The sequence below is a fragment of the Streptomyces sp. NPDC087422 genome (assembly GCF_044744145.1).
Classification (GTDB): domain Bacteria; phylum Actinomycetota; class Actinomycetes; order Streptomycetales; family Streptomycetaceae; genus Actinacidiphila.
Genome location: NZ_JBIUXT010000006.1, coordinates 376,765 through 393,107 on the forward strand (window position 1 = coordinate 376,765; position 16,343 = coordinate 393,107).

A 16,343-nucleotide genomic window follows, 5' to 3' on the forward strand; every position below is an offset into this window, starting at 1 on the left:
GGACCTCCGGCCGACGCCGTGCCCGGACCCCGATCCGGCGCGGCGGCCCCGCGCGGGCGCGACGGCAGACCCGGCATCCCGTGGCCCCGCGCGGGTGCCACAGGAGACCTGGCCGCCACCGGCGTCCACCCCCGTACGCCCACCGCTCCATCCGTCGTCGCCGAACCGGCCCGGCGGCGCTGAGGAGGAAACCATGACCGCCTGGGACCTGAAGACCGGTCCGTGGATCACCCGTTACACGCCCGCGGCGCCCGGTCCCGGCGCGGTGCAGCTCGTCTGCCTGCCGCACGCCGGGGGATCGGCGACCTTCTTCAAGCCGCTGAGCGCGCACATGCCGCCCGGCGTGGAGGTGCTGGCCGCCCAGTACCCCGGTCGGCAGGAGCGGCGCAACGAGCCCTGCACCGAGGACATCGGACGCCTCGCCGACGCCGTCGCCGACGCGCTCGGGCACCTGCCCGACACCGTTCCGCTGGCGCTCTTCGGACACAGCATGGGCGCCCTGGTCGGCTGGGAGGTGGCCCGCCGCCTGGAGGCGGGCGGCAGGACCCGCCCCGTGGCGCTGATCGCCTCCGGGCGGGGAGCGCCCGCCGTGCACCGCAACGCGCACCTGGGCCGCCGCAGCGACGCCGAACTCGTCGCCGATCTCACCGCGTTGAGCGGCACCGCGGGCGCGCTGCTCGCGGACCCGGGCATCCTCGCCATGGTCCTGCCGGTGCTGCGCGGCGACTACCGCGCGCTGGACGCCTTCGCCTACCGTCCCGGCGTGCCGCTGCGCTGCCCGATCAGCGTGTTCCTCGGCGAGGACGACCCCTGGGCGCGCGGTGCGGACGCCGAGGGATGGCGCCGGGAGACCACGGGCGGGACGTCCTTCCGGCGCTTCCCCGGCGGCCACTTCTACCTGGCCGAGCAGTGGCCCGCCGTGGCCACGGCCGTCGCCGCCTGCCTCGGCCGGGTCCCCGCGTCATGAGCCGGCCGTCTGCCGGGAGACGCCGGGCCGCCCAGGACCCGCCGCCGGGCCCGGCTACGGACCCCGACCGCCGCCCGTACGCGCGACGACCGGCCGAGGCCGAAGCCCCGGCATGAGTCCCGGCCGAGGCCCCCGCCCCGAGGCGCACCCCAGGGCATCCATCAGGAAAGGAACGTGAGAGGACACCATGGTCGGAACATCCACGGGGCCCACGGGACCCACCGGACCCGTCGCCGGAGGCCGCGCCGTCGTGCTCGGCGCGGGCATGGCCGGAATGCTGGCGGCCGTCGCGCTGCTGCGCCACGTCGACACCGTCACGGTCCTTGACCGGGACCGGCTGCCCGAGGGGCCCGACCCGCGCCGCGGAGTCCCGCAGGCCAAGCACACGCACGTCCTGTGGTCCGGCGGCGCGCGGCTCATGGAATCGCTGCTGCCCGGCACCGTCGACCGGCTGCTCGCCGACGGCGCCCACCGGATCCGGCTGCCCGAGGACCTGGTCTCGCTCACCGCCTACGGCTGGCAACAGCGCATGCCCGAGACGCAGTTCATGATCGCGGCCAGCCGGCCGCTGCTCGACTGGACCGTGCGGGACCAGGCGCTGCGCGACAAGCGGATCACCGTGCTCGCCGACACCGACATCATCGGCCTGCGCGGCGACGCCGACCGGATCACCGGCGTCACCTACAAGCCGCGTACGGGCGGCGGGATGTCGGTCGTCGAGGCGGACATCGTCGTGGACGCCACCGGCCGCGGCTCCCCGATGAAGCGCTGGCTCGGCGTGCTGGGCCTGCCGCCCGTCCAGGAGGACGTCATCGACTCGGGCATGGCCTACGCCACCCGGATCTTCGCCGCACCCGAGGGCGCCCGCGGTCCTTTCCCGCTGGTCAGCGTCTACGCCGACCACCGCGCCGGGGTGCCGGGCCGCAACGGCATCCTGCTGCCGATCGAGCGGGGACGCTGGATGGTCACCCTCTCCGGCACCCGCGGCGCAGAACCGCCCGGCGACGAGGACGGGTTCCGCGACTACCTGGACTCCCTGCGCCACCCGCTGATCTCGCAACTGCTGCGCCACGCAGAGCCGTTGACCCCCGTGCAGGCATCCCGCTCGACGGCCAACCGCCGGCTCTTCTACGAGCGCCTGGTGCGCTGGCCCGACGGGCTCGCGGTCGTCGGCGACGCCGTCGCCGCCTTCAACCCGGTCTACGGACACGGCATGAGCAGCGCCGCGCTGGCCGCCGCCGCCCTCGACCGGACGCTGTCCGAGTGCGGCGGCCTGGTCCCCGGCGCGGCGCAGGCCGTGCAGCGCGCGGTCGGCGCGGTCGTCGACACGCCCTGGATCCTCGCCACGTCGCAGGACGTCTGCTACCCCGACGTGCAGACCAGGTCCGAGGACCCGCGGCTGACCCGCTACGCCGCCGAACGCCGCCGCCAGGCCGACACGATCGGCGAGGCGGCGCTGCTCGACCCCGTCGTCTGCTCCGCCGCGCTGCTGGTCAACACGCTGTCGGGCGAGGCCGACGCGCTCGGCGCACCGGACGTCCAGGCCGCGCTCGCCGCCGTCGTCGGCACGGTCGCGCCCGCGGAACCCACCCTGACCGCCGCCGAGTGGCGCGCCGTGACCGCCGACGACCGTGCGGAAGCCGTATCTTGACGTTACATTGATGACTGAAACGAGTAGCGGGTACAGCAACAACGAGAAGGTTCCGTACGATGGCAGACATGACCGGTCCGGGTCCTGACCCCACACCCCAACCCCTCGGCCAGGGCGGGGAGTCGAGGCCGGGCCCGGACGTCGAGGCGTGGATGGAGCGCGTCACGTCCTGGTTCATGAGCCAGGCCGGGTGGCCGCCGATCATGGGGCGGACGGTGGCCTGGCTCATGGTCAGCGAGCCGCCGGCCCAGACCCCCGCGCAGATCGCGCAGGCGGTCCAGGCCAGCCGGGCGTCCCTGACCACCACGCTGAAACTGCTGACCGAGGCGCGGATGGTGCAGGCCGTCACCCGGGCCGGTCAGCGCTCGACCTACTACCAGATCACCGAGGACGCGTGGTCGGGCGTGCTCAAACGACGGCTGGAGAGTCTGACGTCCTTCGTGGACATCACCGGCGAGGGGCTGGCGCTGTTCCCGGAGGACTCGGAACGGGCCGGGCGCGTGCGGGCGGCCCACCGGCTGTTCGCCTGGCTCGACTCCGAGGCCGACCCCATGTGGAAGCGCTGGGACGCGGTGAACACCGACGGCCCGGCCGATCTCCCCGAGACCTAGGAGCGGCGGAATGAGCAGCACGGAGACCAGGAAATGGTGGGCACTCGGGGCGATCGGGTTAAGCCTGCTGGCCGTCGGCGTCGACTCGACCATCCTCAACGTCGCCGTCCCCACGATCAGCGGTGACCTCGGCGCCTCGACCAGCCAACTCCAGTGGATCGTCGACAGTTTCACGCTGGTCCTGGCCGCGGTCCTGCTGCCTGCGGGCCTGATGGGCGACAAATACGGCCGCAAGAAATTCCTGCTCGCCTCGCTGATCCTGTTCGGCGTGGCCTCGCTCGCCTGCGCCTACTCCAACACGGCGACCGAACTGATCGCCTCCCGCGCGCTGTTGGGCCTGGCGGGCGCCTTCCTCGTGCCGCTGAGCACATCGGTGCTGCTCAACATCTTCGAGAGCGAGGAGGAGCGCACCAAGGCCATCACGGTCGTGGCGATCTCCACCATGCTCGGCCTGCCGCTCGGCCCGATCGTCGGCGGCGCGCTGCTCAACCACTTCTGGTGGGGCTCGGTCTTCCTGGTCAACGTGCCGCTCGTGGCGCTCGGCAGCTTCGCGGTCGCGAAGCTGGTCCCCGAGTCCCGCGGCAGCGCGGGCATCGGCATCGACTACGTCGGCGTCCTCATCTCCAGCCTCGGCCTGACCGCCATCACGTACGGCACGATCGAGGCCGGTGTACGCGGCTGGGGCGACGCCGTGGTGGTGCTGGCGATCGTCGGCGGCGCGCTGGCCCTGGTGCTGTTCACCTTCTGGGAGCGCCGGGTCACCGCCGCGGGCGGCAGCCCGCTGGTGGACCTCGAACTGTTCCGCAGCCGCGGCTTCGTGTGGGGCTCGGTCCTCGCCACCGTCGTCAGCTTCGCGATGTTCGGCCTGATCTTCGCCCTCCCGCAGTACTACCAGGCGGTGCTCGGGACCGACGCGCTCGGCACCGGCCTGCGGCTGCTGCCGCTGATCGGCGGCCTGCTGGTCGGCGCCAGCGTCGTCAACAAGCTCCCCGCGCAGCTCGGTCCGCGCGCCGTACCGGCGCTCGGCTTCGTGCTGATGGGCGTCGGCCTGTTCATCGGCATGGCCACCTCGACCACCTCGGGCTACGGGTTCATCGCCATCTGGCTCACGATCATCGGCGCCGGACTCGGCATGTCCCTGACCCGGACGATGGCGGCGGCCCTCAACTCGCTGTCCAAGGAACGCAGCGGCGTCGGGTCGGCGTTCACCCAGGCGGTACGGCAGGTCGGCGGTGCGATCGGCGTGGCCGTGCTCGGCTCCGCGGCCAACTCCACGTACCGCGGCCACCTGGACCTCGGGAAGTCGCCCCAGCAGATCCAGGACGCCGCCGGTCGCAGCCCCGCGGCGGGCGTCGCCGTGGCGGCCAAGCTCAAGAGCCAGGCCGTTCTCGACGCCGTCCGCGACGCGTTCGTCGTCGCGATGCACACCGTGCTGCTGGCCTGCGGCGTCATCGTCGTCGTCGCGGCCGTCCTGGCCCTGGTGTTCCTGCCCAAGCGCGCCGCCCTGCCGCAGGACAGCGACGACACGGCGGCGTCCGCCGCCTCCGAGGGCGGAGACCCGGGCGGCCCGCCGCCCGGCCGCGCCTCCGGCTCCCTCGCCTGACGCCTGACGCCTGACGCCTGACGCCTGACGCCTGACGCCCGTCGTCCGTCGCCCGCCGGAACGGCCCGCCGCCGAGCCCTCAAGGGGCGGCGGCCGGGCCCCGGCTCCGGGGTCAGTTCAGCGACGACCGCGCGACGGGGAAGTCGAAGTAGGTGTCCGGGTAGGGCTCGTGGTCGAGGGTGTAGTGCCACCACTCGACCGGCAGGTTGGTGAAACCGGCGGCGTCCATCGCGTTCTTGAGGGTCAGCCGGTTGGCCAGTTGGACGCCGGTGATCCGCGGGTCCAGCGTGTTCGCGAGGGTGTCGAAGCAGTCGAAGCCGGTCCCCATGTCGATCGAGTTGTCGGGGAAGCGGTCGGCGCGGGCGCCGTAGCACGGGGTCAGCGGCTCGCCGGGGACGTAGGCGCGGGTCTTGGCGGCCGGAAGTCTGACGATGGTGAGGTCCATCGTGCTGCCCCGGCTGTGGCCGGACTTCGCCGCGATGTAGCCGTCGGTGAACAGATCGGCCTTGTTCTCGTCCGGGTAGAACTCGCCTTTCATCTTCTGGTCGTTCAGATCCTCCGCCCAGCGGACGAAGTGGTCGACGGCGCGCTGGGGGCGGTAGCAGTCGTAGACCTTCAGCGAATACCCGGTCTTCAGCAGTGCGCGCTGCACCTTGTGGAGTGCCAGTGCCGCCGGGCGGGTGAGGAGGCACATCGGCTGGACGTAACCGTCCACCGGCGCTCCGACGAAGTCGTGCGCAGTGGCGTAACGCATTTCCTGGATGATCGAGCGGTCGACCGAACCGAGGGCGACGAATCCGGGCGGTGCCTTCACGTCGTCCGCGACCGCCGCGGGGGCGGAGAGGGCCAGGGTCGACGCTAAGCTGACCAGCGCGAGGAAAAGCGCGCGCGGCGTCGTGGAATGCGCGGTGCGTGACATGCGTGCAGGTATACCAGCCTGGATACGAGCCGATCAACGATGCGAGATTCTTCGGCAATTGCGTGAGGTATGTCGAGATATCGGGTCGTGACTTTCGCATTCGTCACGGAGGAGGACTTCTCATGCGCAAGGTGACCTATTCGATGAACGTCTCACTCGACGGTTACATCGTCGGGCCGGACGGCGACTTCAACTGGACGGAGCCGGACCCGGACGTCTTTCGCTCCTGGATCGACGAGATCCGGCAGATCGACGTCCATCTGCTGGGGCGGCGGTTGTACGAGACGATGCTGTACTGGGAGACCGCCGACCACGATCCGCCGATGGACGCCGCCCAACTCGAATGGGCCGCGCTCTGGAAGCCGCTGCCCAAGGTGGTGTTCTCCACCACGCTGTCGGAGGTGGAGGGTCGCGCCCGGCTGGCCTCCGGCGACCTGACGGGGGAGATCGAGCGGCTGCGGGCCGAGCCGGGGGACGGCGACATCGCGATCGGCGGCGCGACGCTCGCCGCCCAGGCCGCCGCCGCGGGCCTGATCGACGAGTACCGGGCACGCGTCTACCCGGTACTCGTCGGCGGCGGCGTCCCGTTCTTCCCCCGGGACGAGCACCGGGTGGACCTCGACCTCGTCGAGACCCGCGCGTTCAGCTCCAGCGTGCTCTACCTGCGCTACCGCGTGGCGCGCCGGGCGTGAGCCGCGTCCCGCGTGCGGGAGCGCACCGCGCGGCTCAGCGAGCGGCGTCCCCGGCGAGGGCGCGGTCCGCACCGTGACCCCGCTCCGGTAGCGGGACGCTCATCTCCCGCAGTCCGTCCAGGAGTCCCGCGAGCGCGTCCAGGTCACGCGCGACCCACGACGACACCGACATCACCGCGAGGTTGTCGACCAGCGAGGTCACCGCCACGACCGGCACACCGGCCGAGAACGCGGCCTGCATCTCCATGGCGGTGCCCATGCTGAGCGTGCGGCCCGGCAGGAAGGCGATGCACAGGTCGCAGTCGGCCGCCTCCCGGGTCATCTCGTTGAACGTGGCCCGCAGCGCGGCCAGTTCCGCGGGCAGCGACCCGAGGTCGAGCACCGGGGGAACGTCGCCGATCAGCTTGCCGATCACCGAAATCGTCGTCGGGTCGGCGAGCTGACGGGTGACCCCGGTGCTCGGGTCGAAGCACTCCGCCTCGGGGAAACGCGCCCGCACCAGAGCCGCGATCTGCTCGCGATAGCCCTGGTCGTCGATCCGCAGATCGGCGTTGGCCCCCTGGATCGTGCCGGCGATGAAAACGCGCCGAAGCTCCATGCGCTCCCGATTCGTCATGCGTCCTGCAAGGAGTAGCCCGGCAGGTCCGTCCGGTGATCGGCGATCTTCTGATACACCTGCGCGGCCGACACCAGATGCTCCTCGATGTCCGCGCGCCCCAGGCCCGTACTGCGCTCCAGGTCCGCCCAGACCGCCGAGGCGTGCGCGCCGTCGCCGTTGCGGGACGCCACGCCCTGGCCGGACCGCAGCCAGATGTCGGCGGCCGAGAACTCGCGGTCGGCGAAGCCCTTGAGCGGGATGATCGCCTCGGCGGTCACCTCCGCCCCGGCCACCAGCGCCCGGATCGACACGCTGTTCTGCTCGGGGTGGGTGAGCAGCCCCAGCATGTCGGACGAGAAGTCGGCGTACACGAACTCGTTCTCCGAACGCAGCGTGAAATGCCTGCTCAGGATGTACGTGTCCTTCTCCACGCTGTACTTGGAGTAGCTCAGCCGGATCCGGTAGCCGTGGTCGGAGGACCGGTACACCGCCGCGAGCCGGCCGGGGTGCCGCCCGCCCCGGGCGTCCAGCCTGACCGGCGCGGCGTCGACCTCGACCGACGAGTGCCCGGCCGCGACCTCCCGCGCGGGGAACCGGATCGGCGTCAGGTGCAGGAGGTACGGGTCGAGCACCACGACGTCGCCGCCGGTCTCGAAGACCGCCGCTATGTGCCGGAGATCCTGGAGGATCTTCGCCTCGGGCGCGCCGAGCGCCGTCGCGCGCTCCGCCACGTAGAGCGTCTGGTAGATGCACGCCAGCCCGTGCCGCGGATCGGGCGCGCTCTTGTGGTACCAGTGCAGGTATTCCGTCCCGCTGTTGTACGGGACGGTCCGCAGCACCGACTCCAGGGCGGTGCCGTACGGATCGCGCGTCGCTGTCACGTGAATCGCTCCTCCAATACGGTGTCGTCGGCGCTTTCCTCGAACACCATCGAGCGCAGTTCCTTACGGCGCACCTTCCACGTGGACGTCCGCGGAAGGCGGTCCCAGGGGATGAACACCGGGGCCGCGAGCGGTGCCAGACCGCGCGTCACCTCGGCCCACTCCTCGGCGGTGAGGTCCGGTCCGTCGAGGCTGACGACGGGGACGGGGCTCTGGTCGCCGCGGGTCAGGACGATCACCTCGACGGCGTTGTCGATCCGGTCCAGCAGCTCGCTCTCCAGCTCCGTGGCGCTCCCGCCCGGAATGGCGTCCACCGCGCGGTCCACGAAGTGGATCCGGCCGAGGGCGTCCCGGTGGCCGACGTCACCGGTGTTCCACCAGGCGCCCTTCCACTTCTCCGCGTAGCGGTCGGACTCGCCGACGTAGTCGACGCAGATCGACTTGGCCTTGGCGAACAGCACGCCGACCTCGCCGCGCTTGACCGGCTCGCCGGTCTCGGGGTCCGCGGCCTTGACGCTCACCAGCCCCGGCCAGGGGTTGCCCATCATGTTCATGTTCCCGCCGGAGGCCGCACGGCGGTTGATCTGACCGCGGGTGTAGCCGAAGCCGGCCATCGGGCCGACCTCGCTCTGGCCCCAACTGTGCCCCCACAGCACGAACCGGCGCTCGGAGGCGTTCACGAACGGCCGGGCGATGGAGGGGTGCATCAGGTCGAAGGTGTTCATGTAGTAGCGGACCCGCGCGAACAGCTCCGGCCTGCGCCGTGCCAGCGGCACCCAGCGCTGGAAGACGTTCGGGGTGGCCTCGATCGTCGTCGGCCGGGCCCGGTCGAGCACCCGCTCGACGTCGTCGGCCTCGTGGCTGCTGGCGATGACCAGCGCCTTCGGCGCCCACCGGAGCTGCGCCATGGCCCAGGCGTAGGCGCGCGAGTGCGCGAACGATATGGAGCTGAGCGCGATGTCCTTCTGGCCGTTGACGGCGAGCGGCATCGGCAGCAGCTCCAGGCGGGTGCCGGCCCGGCAGGAGTCCGCGGTGTGCGCGACGAGCTTCGGCGTGTTCGTGGTGCCCGAGGTGTGCGTGATCATCATCGGCTCGCTGTCGGCCCGTAGATCGAGGGCCGGAGCGGCGCTGCCCCGCAGCCCGTCGATCGTGAGCAGACCGGCTCCCGCGTCGGCGCCGTCGATCAGGACGGTGGTGCCGAACGACCGCAGGTCCACCCCGACGCGGTCGGCCGCCTCCAGCACGTACGAGGCGATCACGGTGACCGAGGGGTCGAGCCGCTTGAGCATCACCGCCAGGTGCTCGGGGTAGTTGGCCCCCGAGATCGTCGCCGCGGTGGCGCCGATCCGCGCGGCCGCGGCGGCCAGCAGGATCATGTCGAAGTGATTGCGCTTGACGACGGCGATCCGGTCGCCCTTGCGCGCGCCGGCCTCGTACAGCCAGGCCGACGCCTCCCGCACCAGTTCGGCCAGCGCGGCGGCGTCGTAGTCCGCGCCGCCGTCGGGGGCGATGTCGAACGGCCGGTCCAGGATCAGCTCGGTGGTGCGGGACTGCTCGACGTGCCAGTCGAACAGCAGCCCCAGGTTCTTCGGCGGCTTCTTCATCCGACGCCTCCTCAGACCGCGAACGAGACGATGAAGGCGGCGACGGCGATGGCCAGGAACCCGAGGCAGTTGACCCAGAACTCCTGCTTCAGGAAGCGCGCCCGGATGTGCGCGAACGACGCGCACAGGAAGTAGACGATCACGCCGACGTTCGCGGCGAAGCCGATGCCGTCGTGCTTGATGCCCACCAACAGGCCCACGATGGCGAGGGTCTTGACGACGATCAGCACCCACCACCAGTCCCGCGGCAGGTTGACTCCGTCGAGGCAGACCTGGATGAACTTCGGCGGGCGCAGCGACATCAGGACATCGGAGGCCAGCAGTACCGCGAGCACGATCTGCGGCCACGACGGGCTGGGGCTGAGGTGCATTCTCGTTTTCCTTTGGTTCGGTCGGCATCTGCGGGGGAGGGGGGACCCTCCGGGCCGGAGCGTCCGGCGGTCGGAAGGCGGGGGTTCGAGCGGATGACGGCTGGTGTGCGGGCGGACGACGGCTGGTGCGGGCGGACGGCCGCCGGGGCCGGGCGGAAGGTCGCCGGGTTCGCGTGGGCGGTGGCCGGTGTGTTCCGTCAGGCCGGTTCCGACCGCGGCCCGAGTGCGTCGAGCAGGTACGCCACGAGCGCGTCCACGGTCCTGTGGTCCCACGCCACCGTGGGCTCGACGACCAGGTCGAACTCGTCCTCGATGTCACCGCAGAGGCTGAGCGCCGCCACGGAGTCGAGGCCGTAGTCGGTCAGCGGCGCCGTCGGATCGATCTCGTCGGCGGACAGCCGGGTGTAGGCGGCGACGTGGCCGACCAGCCACCCGGCCAGCGACTCGGCCGTGTGCGGCCGCGGTGTGCTGTCGGGGCGGGGCGCCGAACTGCCGGTAGTCGTGTCGGTCACGGGTTCCTCCAGATCCGAGTAGGGGTTCTTGGTACGGGGCGGCGGGCGCCGTCAACCGGCCAGGGCGGTGTCGTAGAGATCGAAACCGCGGCGCTCGGTGTGGCGGCGCAGCAACTCCTCCCACACCCGCCCGGCGCAGTCGGGGGGCAGCCCGGCGGGACGGCGGCCCAGTCGCCGGACGAGGCGGTCCAGGGCCGCGGCGGCCCACGCCGGGTCGGCGAGGAAGGAATCCCCGCCCCGCGCCCGTGCCCGGCGCCACACGCCGAGCACCGCGGCACCCGCCAGCACCACCGCGTAGCGGTCCGACAGCGCGAAACTCGCGGGCGAGGCCAGCGCCGTACGGTCCAGCGGCGCGAGCGCGAGGCTCTCCGCCTGGATCAGGCGCAGTTCGTCGGTGAGGTGCAGCGCCAGCGCGCGCACGGCCGCCTCGTGCGGGGTGCCGTCCGGCGCCGTGTCCGCGGCCGCGACCAGCGACGCGCTCAGGCCGTCCCGGTCGCCGGTCAGGGCGAGCCGGTCGAACGGAATCCCCGGCAGATCGGCGCGCGGGTCGAACAGGGCGTCGGGGGCAGGTTCCGTCCTGAACCAGGAACGCCGGGCCAGCCGCGGCAACTGCGGGATGATCGTCGCCTGGCACGCCGCCGCGCCCGCGTGGCCCAGGCTGAGCACCGGCAGGTCCCTCAGGTGCTTCTGGAAGACGCCGAACTCCCCGTCGCGCAGGTAGAACCGGGCGCCCAGCACGACCGAGAGACCGTGGACGGCCTCGCCCAGCAGTGTCGGCACCAGATACTTCACCGCCGAGGCGTAGACGCTCGCCTCGTCCGGCAGCAGGTGCACGGCGCGGGTTCCGACCAGGCAGAGGCAGTCGCTGATGAGCAGGTCCAGGAACGCGCCGCCGAGCGTGGCCCGCGCCTGCGGTATCTCGGCCACCGTCCGCTTGTAGAGGTGCCGTCCCCGCGCGAAGGACACCACCGTGCGCAGCGCCGTGTCCGCCGCGCCCAGCGCCATTCCCGGCAGCGCGCCGCGGGTGAGCTGGAAGGAGCGCAGGGCCACGTCGGCGCCGTGCCCCAACTGCCCGACGAGCGCGTGCTCCTTGACCGGTGCCCGGTCGAAGTCCAGGCCGGACAGCAGGCAGCCGCGTACGCCGACGGTGCCGTAGCGGGGCAGTACGGTCAGCCGCTCGGGCGCCACCTCGGCGCGCTCGACCATCAGCACCGAGTGGCTGCGCGGCCCCGGCGCCGGGTCGGTGCGGCTGAACAGCAGCCATGCCTGGGCCCGTTCGGCGTTGTTGATGACCTGCTTGGCGCCGTGCAGGACGAATGAGCCGTCGGGCCGCACCCGCGCCTCGAACTCGTTGCGCAGGAAGTCGTTGCCGTGCGCGAGTTCGTGGTAGGCCACGGAGACCCGGCCGCCGCCCAGCAGGATCTCCGCCAGCCGGGCCCGCTGCCGTGCGTCGCCCTCGGTCCACACGTTGACCGCGGCCATGAACGACGTGACGCCGTAGCCGAGTCCGAGCGCCACGTCCCGCCGGAACACCTCGCGCAGGACCCGTGCCAGCGAGTCGATCCGCTCCAGCCGGCCGCCGAGCGCCGTGGGCACGAACTCGGCGTTGAGGCCGAACGCGTCCAGCAGCTTCTCGCCGTCCGCGGACAGCTCACCGGCCTCGTCGGCCTCCAACAGCCGGGCGTTGCCGACCGGGTTGGCGGGGTCGGCGGGATCGCCGAAGGCGGCGTTGAGTTCGGCGACCCGGGCCGCCACGCGCGCTTCCTGACCGTCCGTCATGTCGCGCTCCCCACCGCCGCCGCCGAAGGGGGTGCCGGTGTCGGCGCGTGGCCGGTCGCGGCGGTCCGGTCGGCCTCCCGCGCGGGGCCGTCCGGGCGCAGCGACAGCGGCAGCAGCGAGACCAGCCGTCCCTGCGCGTGCAGGGCGCCCGCGGCGTCGAGCACGTCGTCCAGCGCCTCGGGGTCCGCCGCGTCGGGCACGCCGAGCGCGGTGAGCAGCCGGGCGAGGGCGGCCCGCAGCCACAGGGCGTCCCGCCACAGGGGCGCCGTCGCGCCCGTCTCCGCCTCGACGTGGCTGTGCGTCCACAGGCCGACGCAGGCCGCCGCGGCGAAGCACAGTGCGAAGCGGCGGGCGGCCTCGAAGGCCGCCTGCGGCGTCTCGGTCTGCGCGTCCTGGAACCCGGCCATCTCCGCGTGCACCTCGTCCACGACGGTCAGCAGCCGCCGCGCGGCGCGCAGGGCGGGCTCGACCGCGCGATCGCGCGCGGCGAGGCCGCGCAACTCCTCGACGCAGTCGGGCAGCGCGGCCAGGACACCGCTGCCGTGGCGGGCGATCAGCGAGAGCCGGTCGACGTCGACGGCGGGCAGCGGCGCGGACAGGCGGAAAGCGGTGACCGCTCCCGGCACGTCCCCGGTACCGCGCTCGTGGGCCCGCACCAGCAAACGGAACTGGCTGATCAGCGAGTTGAGGTTGACCAGGGTGTTGCCGTCGAAGAGGCCGACGATCCGGTGGTCCCTGTCCACCTTCTGGAACCGGCCGCCCGCGTAGACGTCCTTGAGGAAGGCGCGGGCGCCGAGCAGTCGGGTCAGCGCGGTGACGACCGCCTCGGTACGGGTCGGCACCAGGTACTTGGTGACCGCCGAGACGACCGAGAGCTCCGCCGGGAGGGTCTGCACCGCGCGGGCCACGACCAGCGTCAGCGCCTCGTCGGCCAGCACGTCGGCGGCGCTCTCCGCCAGGGTCCTGCGCGCCTGCGGCAGTTCGATCAACGACCGGCCGTACAGGCCGCGTTCGGCGGCGAAGTCGAGACCGAGCGCGAGCGCGTGGTCGGCGGCGCCCAGGGAGAGCGCCGCGCACATGGTGCGCGTCAACTGAAGCGCCTTGAGCACCGTCTCCAGGCCGCCCCCCACCTCGCCGACCACGGCGTCGGCGGGGACCCGGGCCCGGTCGAAGGCGATCCCGGAGATGTCCGCGCCGCGGATGCCGTGCGTACGCACCTTATCCAGGTGCCGGTAGGCGTCGGCGGGCATGTCGCGCTTGTCCACCAGCAGGACGGAGTAGCCACGGGGGCCGCCCGCCGGATCGGTACGGCAGAGCACGGACAGCAGGGCGCCGCGCGTGGCGTTGTTGATCAGCCACTTCTCGCCGCTGAGCAGATAGTCCGCGGCCGGCGTCCCGGTGGGCGAACCGGTGGACGCGGTACCGGCGGCCGGTGTCCCGGTGGGCGCGGTACCGGTGGGCGCGGTACCGGCGGCCGGTGTCCCGGTGGATGCGGTCCCGGTGGCCGGTGTCCCGGTGGACGGCTCCGCGACGACCTCGCCCGCCAGCAGGTCACTGCCGTGGGCGCGCTCGGTCAGCGCGAGAGCGACCGGCAGCCGGGAGGCGATGGCCGCACCGAGCCGACGGGACTGCTCCGCCGAGCCGTTCACCCAGACGCACACCGCGCCCAGATACGTCTTGCCGTGCGCGATCGCCACCGTCAGGTCGCGGCGCGCCACCGTCCGCATGAGCTGCACCAACTGCTCGTAGTCCGTCAGCCGGCCGCCGTGGGCGGCGGGGACGTAGAACTCGTGCAGGCCGAGCCCGTCCAGCAGGTCGCAGAGCGCGGCGGGGAACTCCTCGCGCTCGTCCAGCTCCAGGCTGCGGGCATGGCTGAAGAGCGTGCCCGGCTCCCTCGGATCGCCGAGATCCCATTCCAGCCGCTCGGCGAGGCGGTGAGGTGTGTGGTCCACGGCTCAGCCCGCCGAGGTGACCAGTGGCCCGGCCACGAGGTTGGCCACCTGTTTGTCGAGATCCTGGTGGACCGCGCCCAGCCGGCCCTCCAGCAGCAGCGACCGCATCAAAGTGCGCTGGATCTTGCCGCTGGTGGTCTTGCGCACCGTGGCCGGGCGGACCAGCAGCACACTGCAACTGGCCTGGAATTCGCGGCGGACGTGGGCGCGTACCTCGGCGCACAGCTCCGCCGGGTCCTGCGCGGCGCCGCGGCGGAACTCCTGCACCAGCACGAGGTGTTCCTCGCCGTCGTCCACCGAGAACGCCGCCCCGGCGCCGCCGCGGAAGGCCGGGTGCAGGGACTGCACCTCGCGCTCGACGTCGTGCGGGTAGATGTTCCGCCCGTTGATCAGGATCATTTCCTTCAGGCGGCCGGTCACGTAGAGCTGCCCCGCGTCCAGGACGCCGAGGTCGCCGGTGCGCAGCCAGCCCGGGTCTGAGCCCGCCGCCGACACGATCGCGGCGTCGAAGATCTCGGCGTTGGTGTCGGGACGCTTCCAGTACCCGGAGGACACGCTGGCGCCCTTGACCCAGATCTCGCCGACGCCGCCCTCGGGCTGCTCGCAGCGTTCGTCCGGATCGACGATCTTCACACTGAAGTCGGCCGGGTCGACCACGCCGCTGCCGACCAGGTCGCGGGTGCCGCCGCCCCGCGGTGCGTCGCGCAGCCGCCCCTGCTCCAGGGCCGCCGCGTCCACGGTACGGAAGACGGGATTCTGGTCCGCCCGCACGCCGGAGATCAGCAGTGTGGTCTCGGCCATGCCGTAGCAGGGGCTGACGGACTCGGGCCGGAAGCCCGCGGGCGCGAAGCGCTCGGTGAACGCGCGCACCGTCTCCGCCCTGATCGGCTCGGCCCCGTTGGAGGCGTGCTGCCACTTGCTCAGGTCCAAGGTGGCCAACTGCTCGTCGGTGACCCGGCGCAGGCACAGGTCGTAGCCGAAGTTGGGGCTGCCGCTCACGGCGACGCCGTACTCGCTGATCATCTGCAACCAGCGCACCGGCCGCATGAGGAAGGAGACCGGGGACATCAGCGCGGTCGAGCCGCCGACGTACAGCGAGTGGAGTATGTGCCCGATCAGGCCCATGTCGTGGTACGCGGGCAGCCAGCACCCCATGCGGCTGTCCTGGTGGGTGCCGAGGACGTGCTGGATGGCGAGTTGATTGGCCATCAGGTTCCCGTGGGAGACCATCACACCCTTGGGCTCGCTGGTGGAGCCGGAGGTGTACTGGAGGAACGCCAGCGAATCAGCGGTGAGTTGAGGACTGGTCCACGCGCGTGCGTCGCCCTGGGCGGGGTCGTCACTGGCCAGGACGGCGACGCCGGTCACGCCCGACTCGCGCAGCCAGGCGCTGACGGCGGGTTCGTTGGCGGAGTCGGTGAGCACCGCGCGGACCTCGGCGTCGCGCACGATGCCGGTGAGCCGGGCGGCCTGGTTGCCCTGGTCGCCGGGAAGCGGCGCCGGCACCGCGACCGAACCCGCGTAGAGGCAGCCGACGAAGGCCGCGACGAAGTCCAGGCCCGAGGGGTAGAGCAGGAGCACTTGTCCTGCGACGGCGCCGTGCTCCTGTAACCAGGAGGCGATCCGCTTGGCCTCGGCGTCCAGCGCCGCGTAGGTCAGCCGCTGCGCCTCGGTGCCCGGCGTGCTGCCGGGCAGGAAGAAGTACGCGTCCTTGTCCGGCAGTTCAGCGGCATGACGCAGCACAAGCTCGGTGAAATGATTCGGCCTTCGCAAGATCGCCCCCGATCTCAATCTCGCCCACGGCTGAACCTCCAGCCGGCAGCGACCAATAGACGTTGTCGCGATCGGACGGCGCACCCCCGTATTCGGGCGCGGTCGATCGCGGCAACGACACTCAAAAATCTATTGCGAATTCACATCGCTCGGCCCGTGGATCCCCGGGAAGCACTGCGCCGAGCTCTGATTCCTACCCCGTGTCATCAGTCAGATCCGTCGTTGAAGACCGACCTATGGCTGACTGGCGGTCGTGACAGTACCAGACGCCCGAGGCGTGCGCGCCGGTAACGACCAAGCTCTCAACGGGACTTCGTCCATAATGTGCGGTTACCTGCGGGGGAGTCGGCGTCGGGTCGCGGCGGAAGTGAGGCGTGGGGTTCCGGAGTCGGCGGCCGGGCGGGACATTCGAAGCCCGGCGCCGCGAAAA

At 72.1% G+C, this 16,343-nt stretch carries 14 protein-coding genes; 5 read left to right on the forward strand and 9 right to left on the reverse strand.

Going from position 1 to position 16,343, the window contains the following annotated elements; translation table 11 throughout:
• The first annotated feature begins 193 nt into the window (after window positions 1-193).
• The 4 genes from ACIO6U_RS21585 (at window position 194) to ACIO6U_RS21600 (ending at window position 4,832) form a co-directional block, all read left to right on the forward strand.
• The gene (locus ACIO6U_RS21585; protein ID WP_401721351.1) at window positions 194-967 is read left to right on the forward strand and encodes a thioesterase II family protein; all 774 of its coding nucleotides are present in this window, start codon (window positions 194-196) and stop codon (window positions 965-967) included.
• Window positions 968-1,154: 187 nt separating this feature from the next.
• On the forward strand, window positions 1,155-2,618 hold the full coding sequence (locus ACIO6U_RS21590; protein ID WP_355332709.1) for an FAD-dependent oxidoreductase: 1,464 nt from the start codon (window positions 1,155-1,157) through the stop codon (window positions 2,616-2,618).
• Window positions 2,619-2,677: 59 nt separating this feature from the next.
• On the forward strand, window positions 2,678-3,229 hold the full coding sequence (locus tag ACIO6U_RS21595; RefSeq protein WP_355332707.1) for a transcriptional regulator: 552 nt from the start codon (window positions 2,678-2,680) through the stop codon (window positions 3,227-3,229).
• A gap of 10 nt (window positions 3,230-3,239) precedes the next feature.
• Window positions 3,240-4,832 (forward strand): DHA2 family efflux MFS transporter permease subunit, encoded by a 1,593-nt coding sequence (locus ACIO6U_RS21600; RefSeq protein WP_401721354.1) that lies wholly within the window; start codon window positions 3,240-3,242, stop codon window positions 4,830-4,832.
• 112 nt (window positions 4,833-4,944) lie between these two features.
• On the opposite strand, the gene ACIO6U_RS21605 is transcribed toward ACIO6U_RS21600, so the two are convergent.
• Window positions 4,945-5,751: a M15 family metallopeptidase gene (locus ACIO6U_RS21605; RefSeq protein WP_401721357.1), complete on the reverse strand. Its 807-nt coding sequence runs from the start codon at window positions 5,749-5,751 to the stop codon at window positions 4,945-4,947.
• A 122-nt stretch (window positions 5,752-5,873) separates the two neighbouring features.
• Here ACIO6U_RS21605 and ACIO6U_RS21610 point away from each other — a divergent pair, with 122 nt between their 5' ends.
• The gene (locus ACIO6U_RS21610; RefSeq protein ID WP_401721360.1) at window positions 5,874-6,443 is read left to right on the forward strand and encodes a dihydrofolate reductase family protein; all 570 of its coding nucleotides are present in this window, start codon (window positions 5,874-5,876) and stop codon (window positions 6,441-6,443) included.
• A 34-nt stretch (window positions 6,444-6,477) separates the two neighbouring features.
• Here ACIO6U_RS21610 and ACIO6U_RS21615 read toward each other — a convergent pair whose 3' ends face one another.
• The 8 genes from ACIO6U_RS21615 to ACIO6U_RS21650 all read right to left on the reverse strand — a co-directional run bounded on the left by ACIO6U_RS21615 (window position 6,478) and on the right by ACIO6U_RS21650 (window position 15,883).
• Window positions 6,478-7,059: a hypothetical protein gene (locus tag ACIO6U_RS21615; RefSeq protein WP_401721362.1), complete on the reverse strand. Its 582-nt coding sequence runs from the start codon at window positions 7,057-7,059 to the stop codon at window positions 6,478-6,480.
• On the reverse strand, window positions 7,056-7,922 hold the full coding sequence (locus tag ACIO6U_RS21620) for a hypothetical protein (protein WP_355332693.1): 867 nt from the start codon (window positions 7,920-7,922) through the stop codon (window positions 7,056-7,058). The genes ACIO6U_RS21615 and ACIO6U_RS21620 overlap by 4 nt, the downstream gene beginning before the upstream one ends.
• A complete protein-coding gene (locus tag ACIO6U_RS21625; RefSeq protein ID WP_401721364.1) occupies window positions 7,919-9,526 on the reverse strand; it encodes an AMP-binding protein in 1,608 nt (535 codons plus the stop codon). Before ACIO6U_RS21625 ends, ACIO6U_RS21620 begins: the two co-directional genes overlap by 4 nt.
• 11 nt (window positions 9,527-9,537) lie before the next feature.
• On the reverse strand, window positions 9,538-9,897 hold the full coding sequence (locus ACIO6U_RS21630; RefSeq protein WP_188280096.1) for a DoxX family protein: 360 nt from the start codon (window positions 9,895-9,897) through the stop codon (window positions 9,538-9,540).
• Window positions 9,898-10,094: 197 nt separating this feature from the next.
• A complete protein-coding gene (locus tag ACIO6U_RS21635) occupies window positions 10,095-10,409 on the reverse strand; it encodes an acyl carrier protein (protein WP_188280097.1) in 315 nt (104 codons plus the stop codon).
• Between the two features lie 51 nt (window positions 10,410-10,460).
• Window positions 10,461-12,188, reverse strand: coding sequence for an acyl-CoA dehydrogenase family protein (locus ACIO6U_RS21640; protein ID WP_401721367.1), 1,728 nt, complete (start codon window positions 12,186-12,188; stop codon window positions 10,461-10,463).
• Window positions 12,185-14,140, reverse strand: a complete 1,956-nt coding sequence (locus ACIO6U_RS21645; protein WP_401721368.1) for an acyl-CoA dehydrogenase family protein — start codon at window positions 14,138-14,140, stop codon at window positions 12,185-12,187. The genes ACIO6U_RS21640 and ACIO6U_RS21645 overlap by 4 nt, the downstream gene beginning before the upstream one ends.
• Before the next feature lie 3 nt (window positions 14,141-14,143).
• Window positions 14,144-15,883, reverse strand: a complete 1,740-nt coding sequence (locus tag ACIO6U_RS21650; protein WP_401721371.1) for a fatty acyl-AMP ligase — start codon at window positions 15,881-15,883, stop codon at window positions 14,144-14,146.
• Window positions 15,884-16,343: the final 460 nt, after the last annotated feature.

Coding starts and splice junctions, on each gene's coding strand:
- ACIO6U_RS21625 (WP_401721364.1), bottom strand. CDS start 9,526: ATGAAGAAGCCGCCGAAGAACCTGGGGCTGCTGTTCGACTGGCACGTC.
- ACIO6U_RS21615 (WP_401721362.1), bottom strand. CDS start 7,059: ATGACGAATCGGGAGCGCATGGAGCTTCGGCGCGTTTTCATCGCCGGC.
- ACIO6U_RS21600 (WP_401721354.1), top strand. CDS start 3,240: ATGAGCAGCACGGAGACCAGGAAATGGTGGGCACTCGGGGCGATCGGG.
- ACIO6U_RS21605 (WP_401721357.1), bottom strand. CDS start 5,751: ATGTCACGCACCGCGCATTCCACGACGCCGCGCGCGCTTTTCCTCGCG.
- ACIO6U_RS21585 (WP_401721351.1), top strand. CDS start 194: ATGACCGCCTGGGACCTGAAGACCGGTCCGTGGATCACCCGTTACACG.
- ACIO6U_RS21590 (WP_355332709.1), top strand. CDS start 1,155: ATGGTCGGAACATCCACGGGGCCCACGGGACCCACCGGACCCGTCGCC.
- ACIO6U_RS21640 (WP_401721367.1), bottom strand. CDS start 12,188: ATGACGGACGGTCAGGAAGCGCGCGTGGCGGCCCGGGTCGCCGAACTC.
- ACIO6U_RS21630 (WP_188280096.1), bottom strand. CDS start 9,897: ATGCACCTCAGCCCCAGCCCGTCGTGGCCGCAGATCGTGCTCGCGGTA.
- ACIO6U_RS21610 (WP_401721360.1), top strand. CDS start 5,874: ATGCGCAAGGTGACCTATTCGATGAACGTCTCACTCGACGGTTACATC.
- ACIO6U_RS21595 (WP_355332707.1), top strand. CDS start 2,678: ATGGCAGACATGACCGGTCCGGGTCCTGACCCCACACCCCAACCCCTC.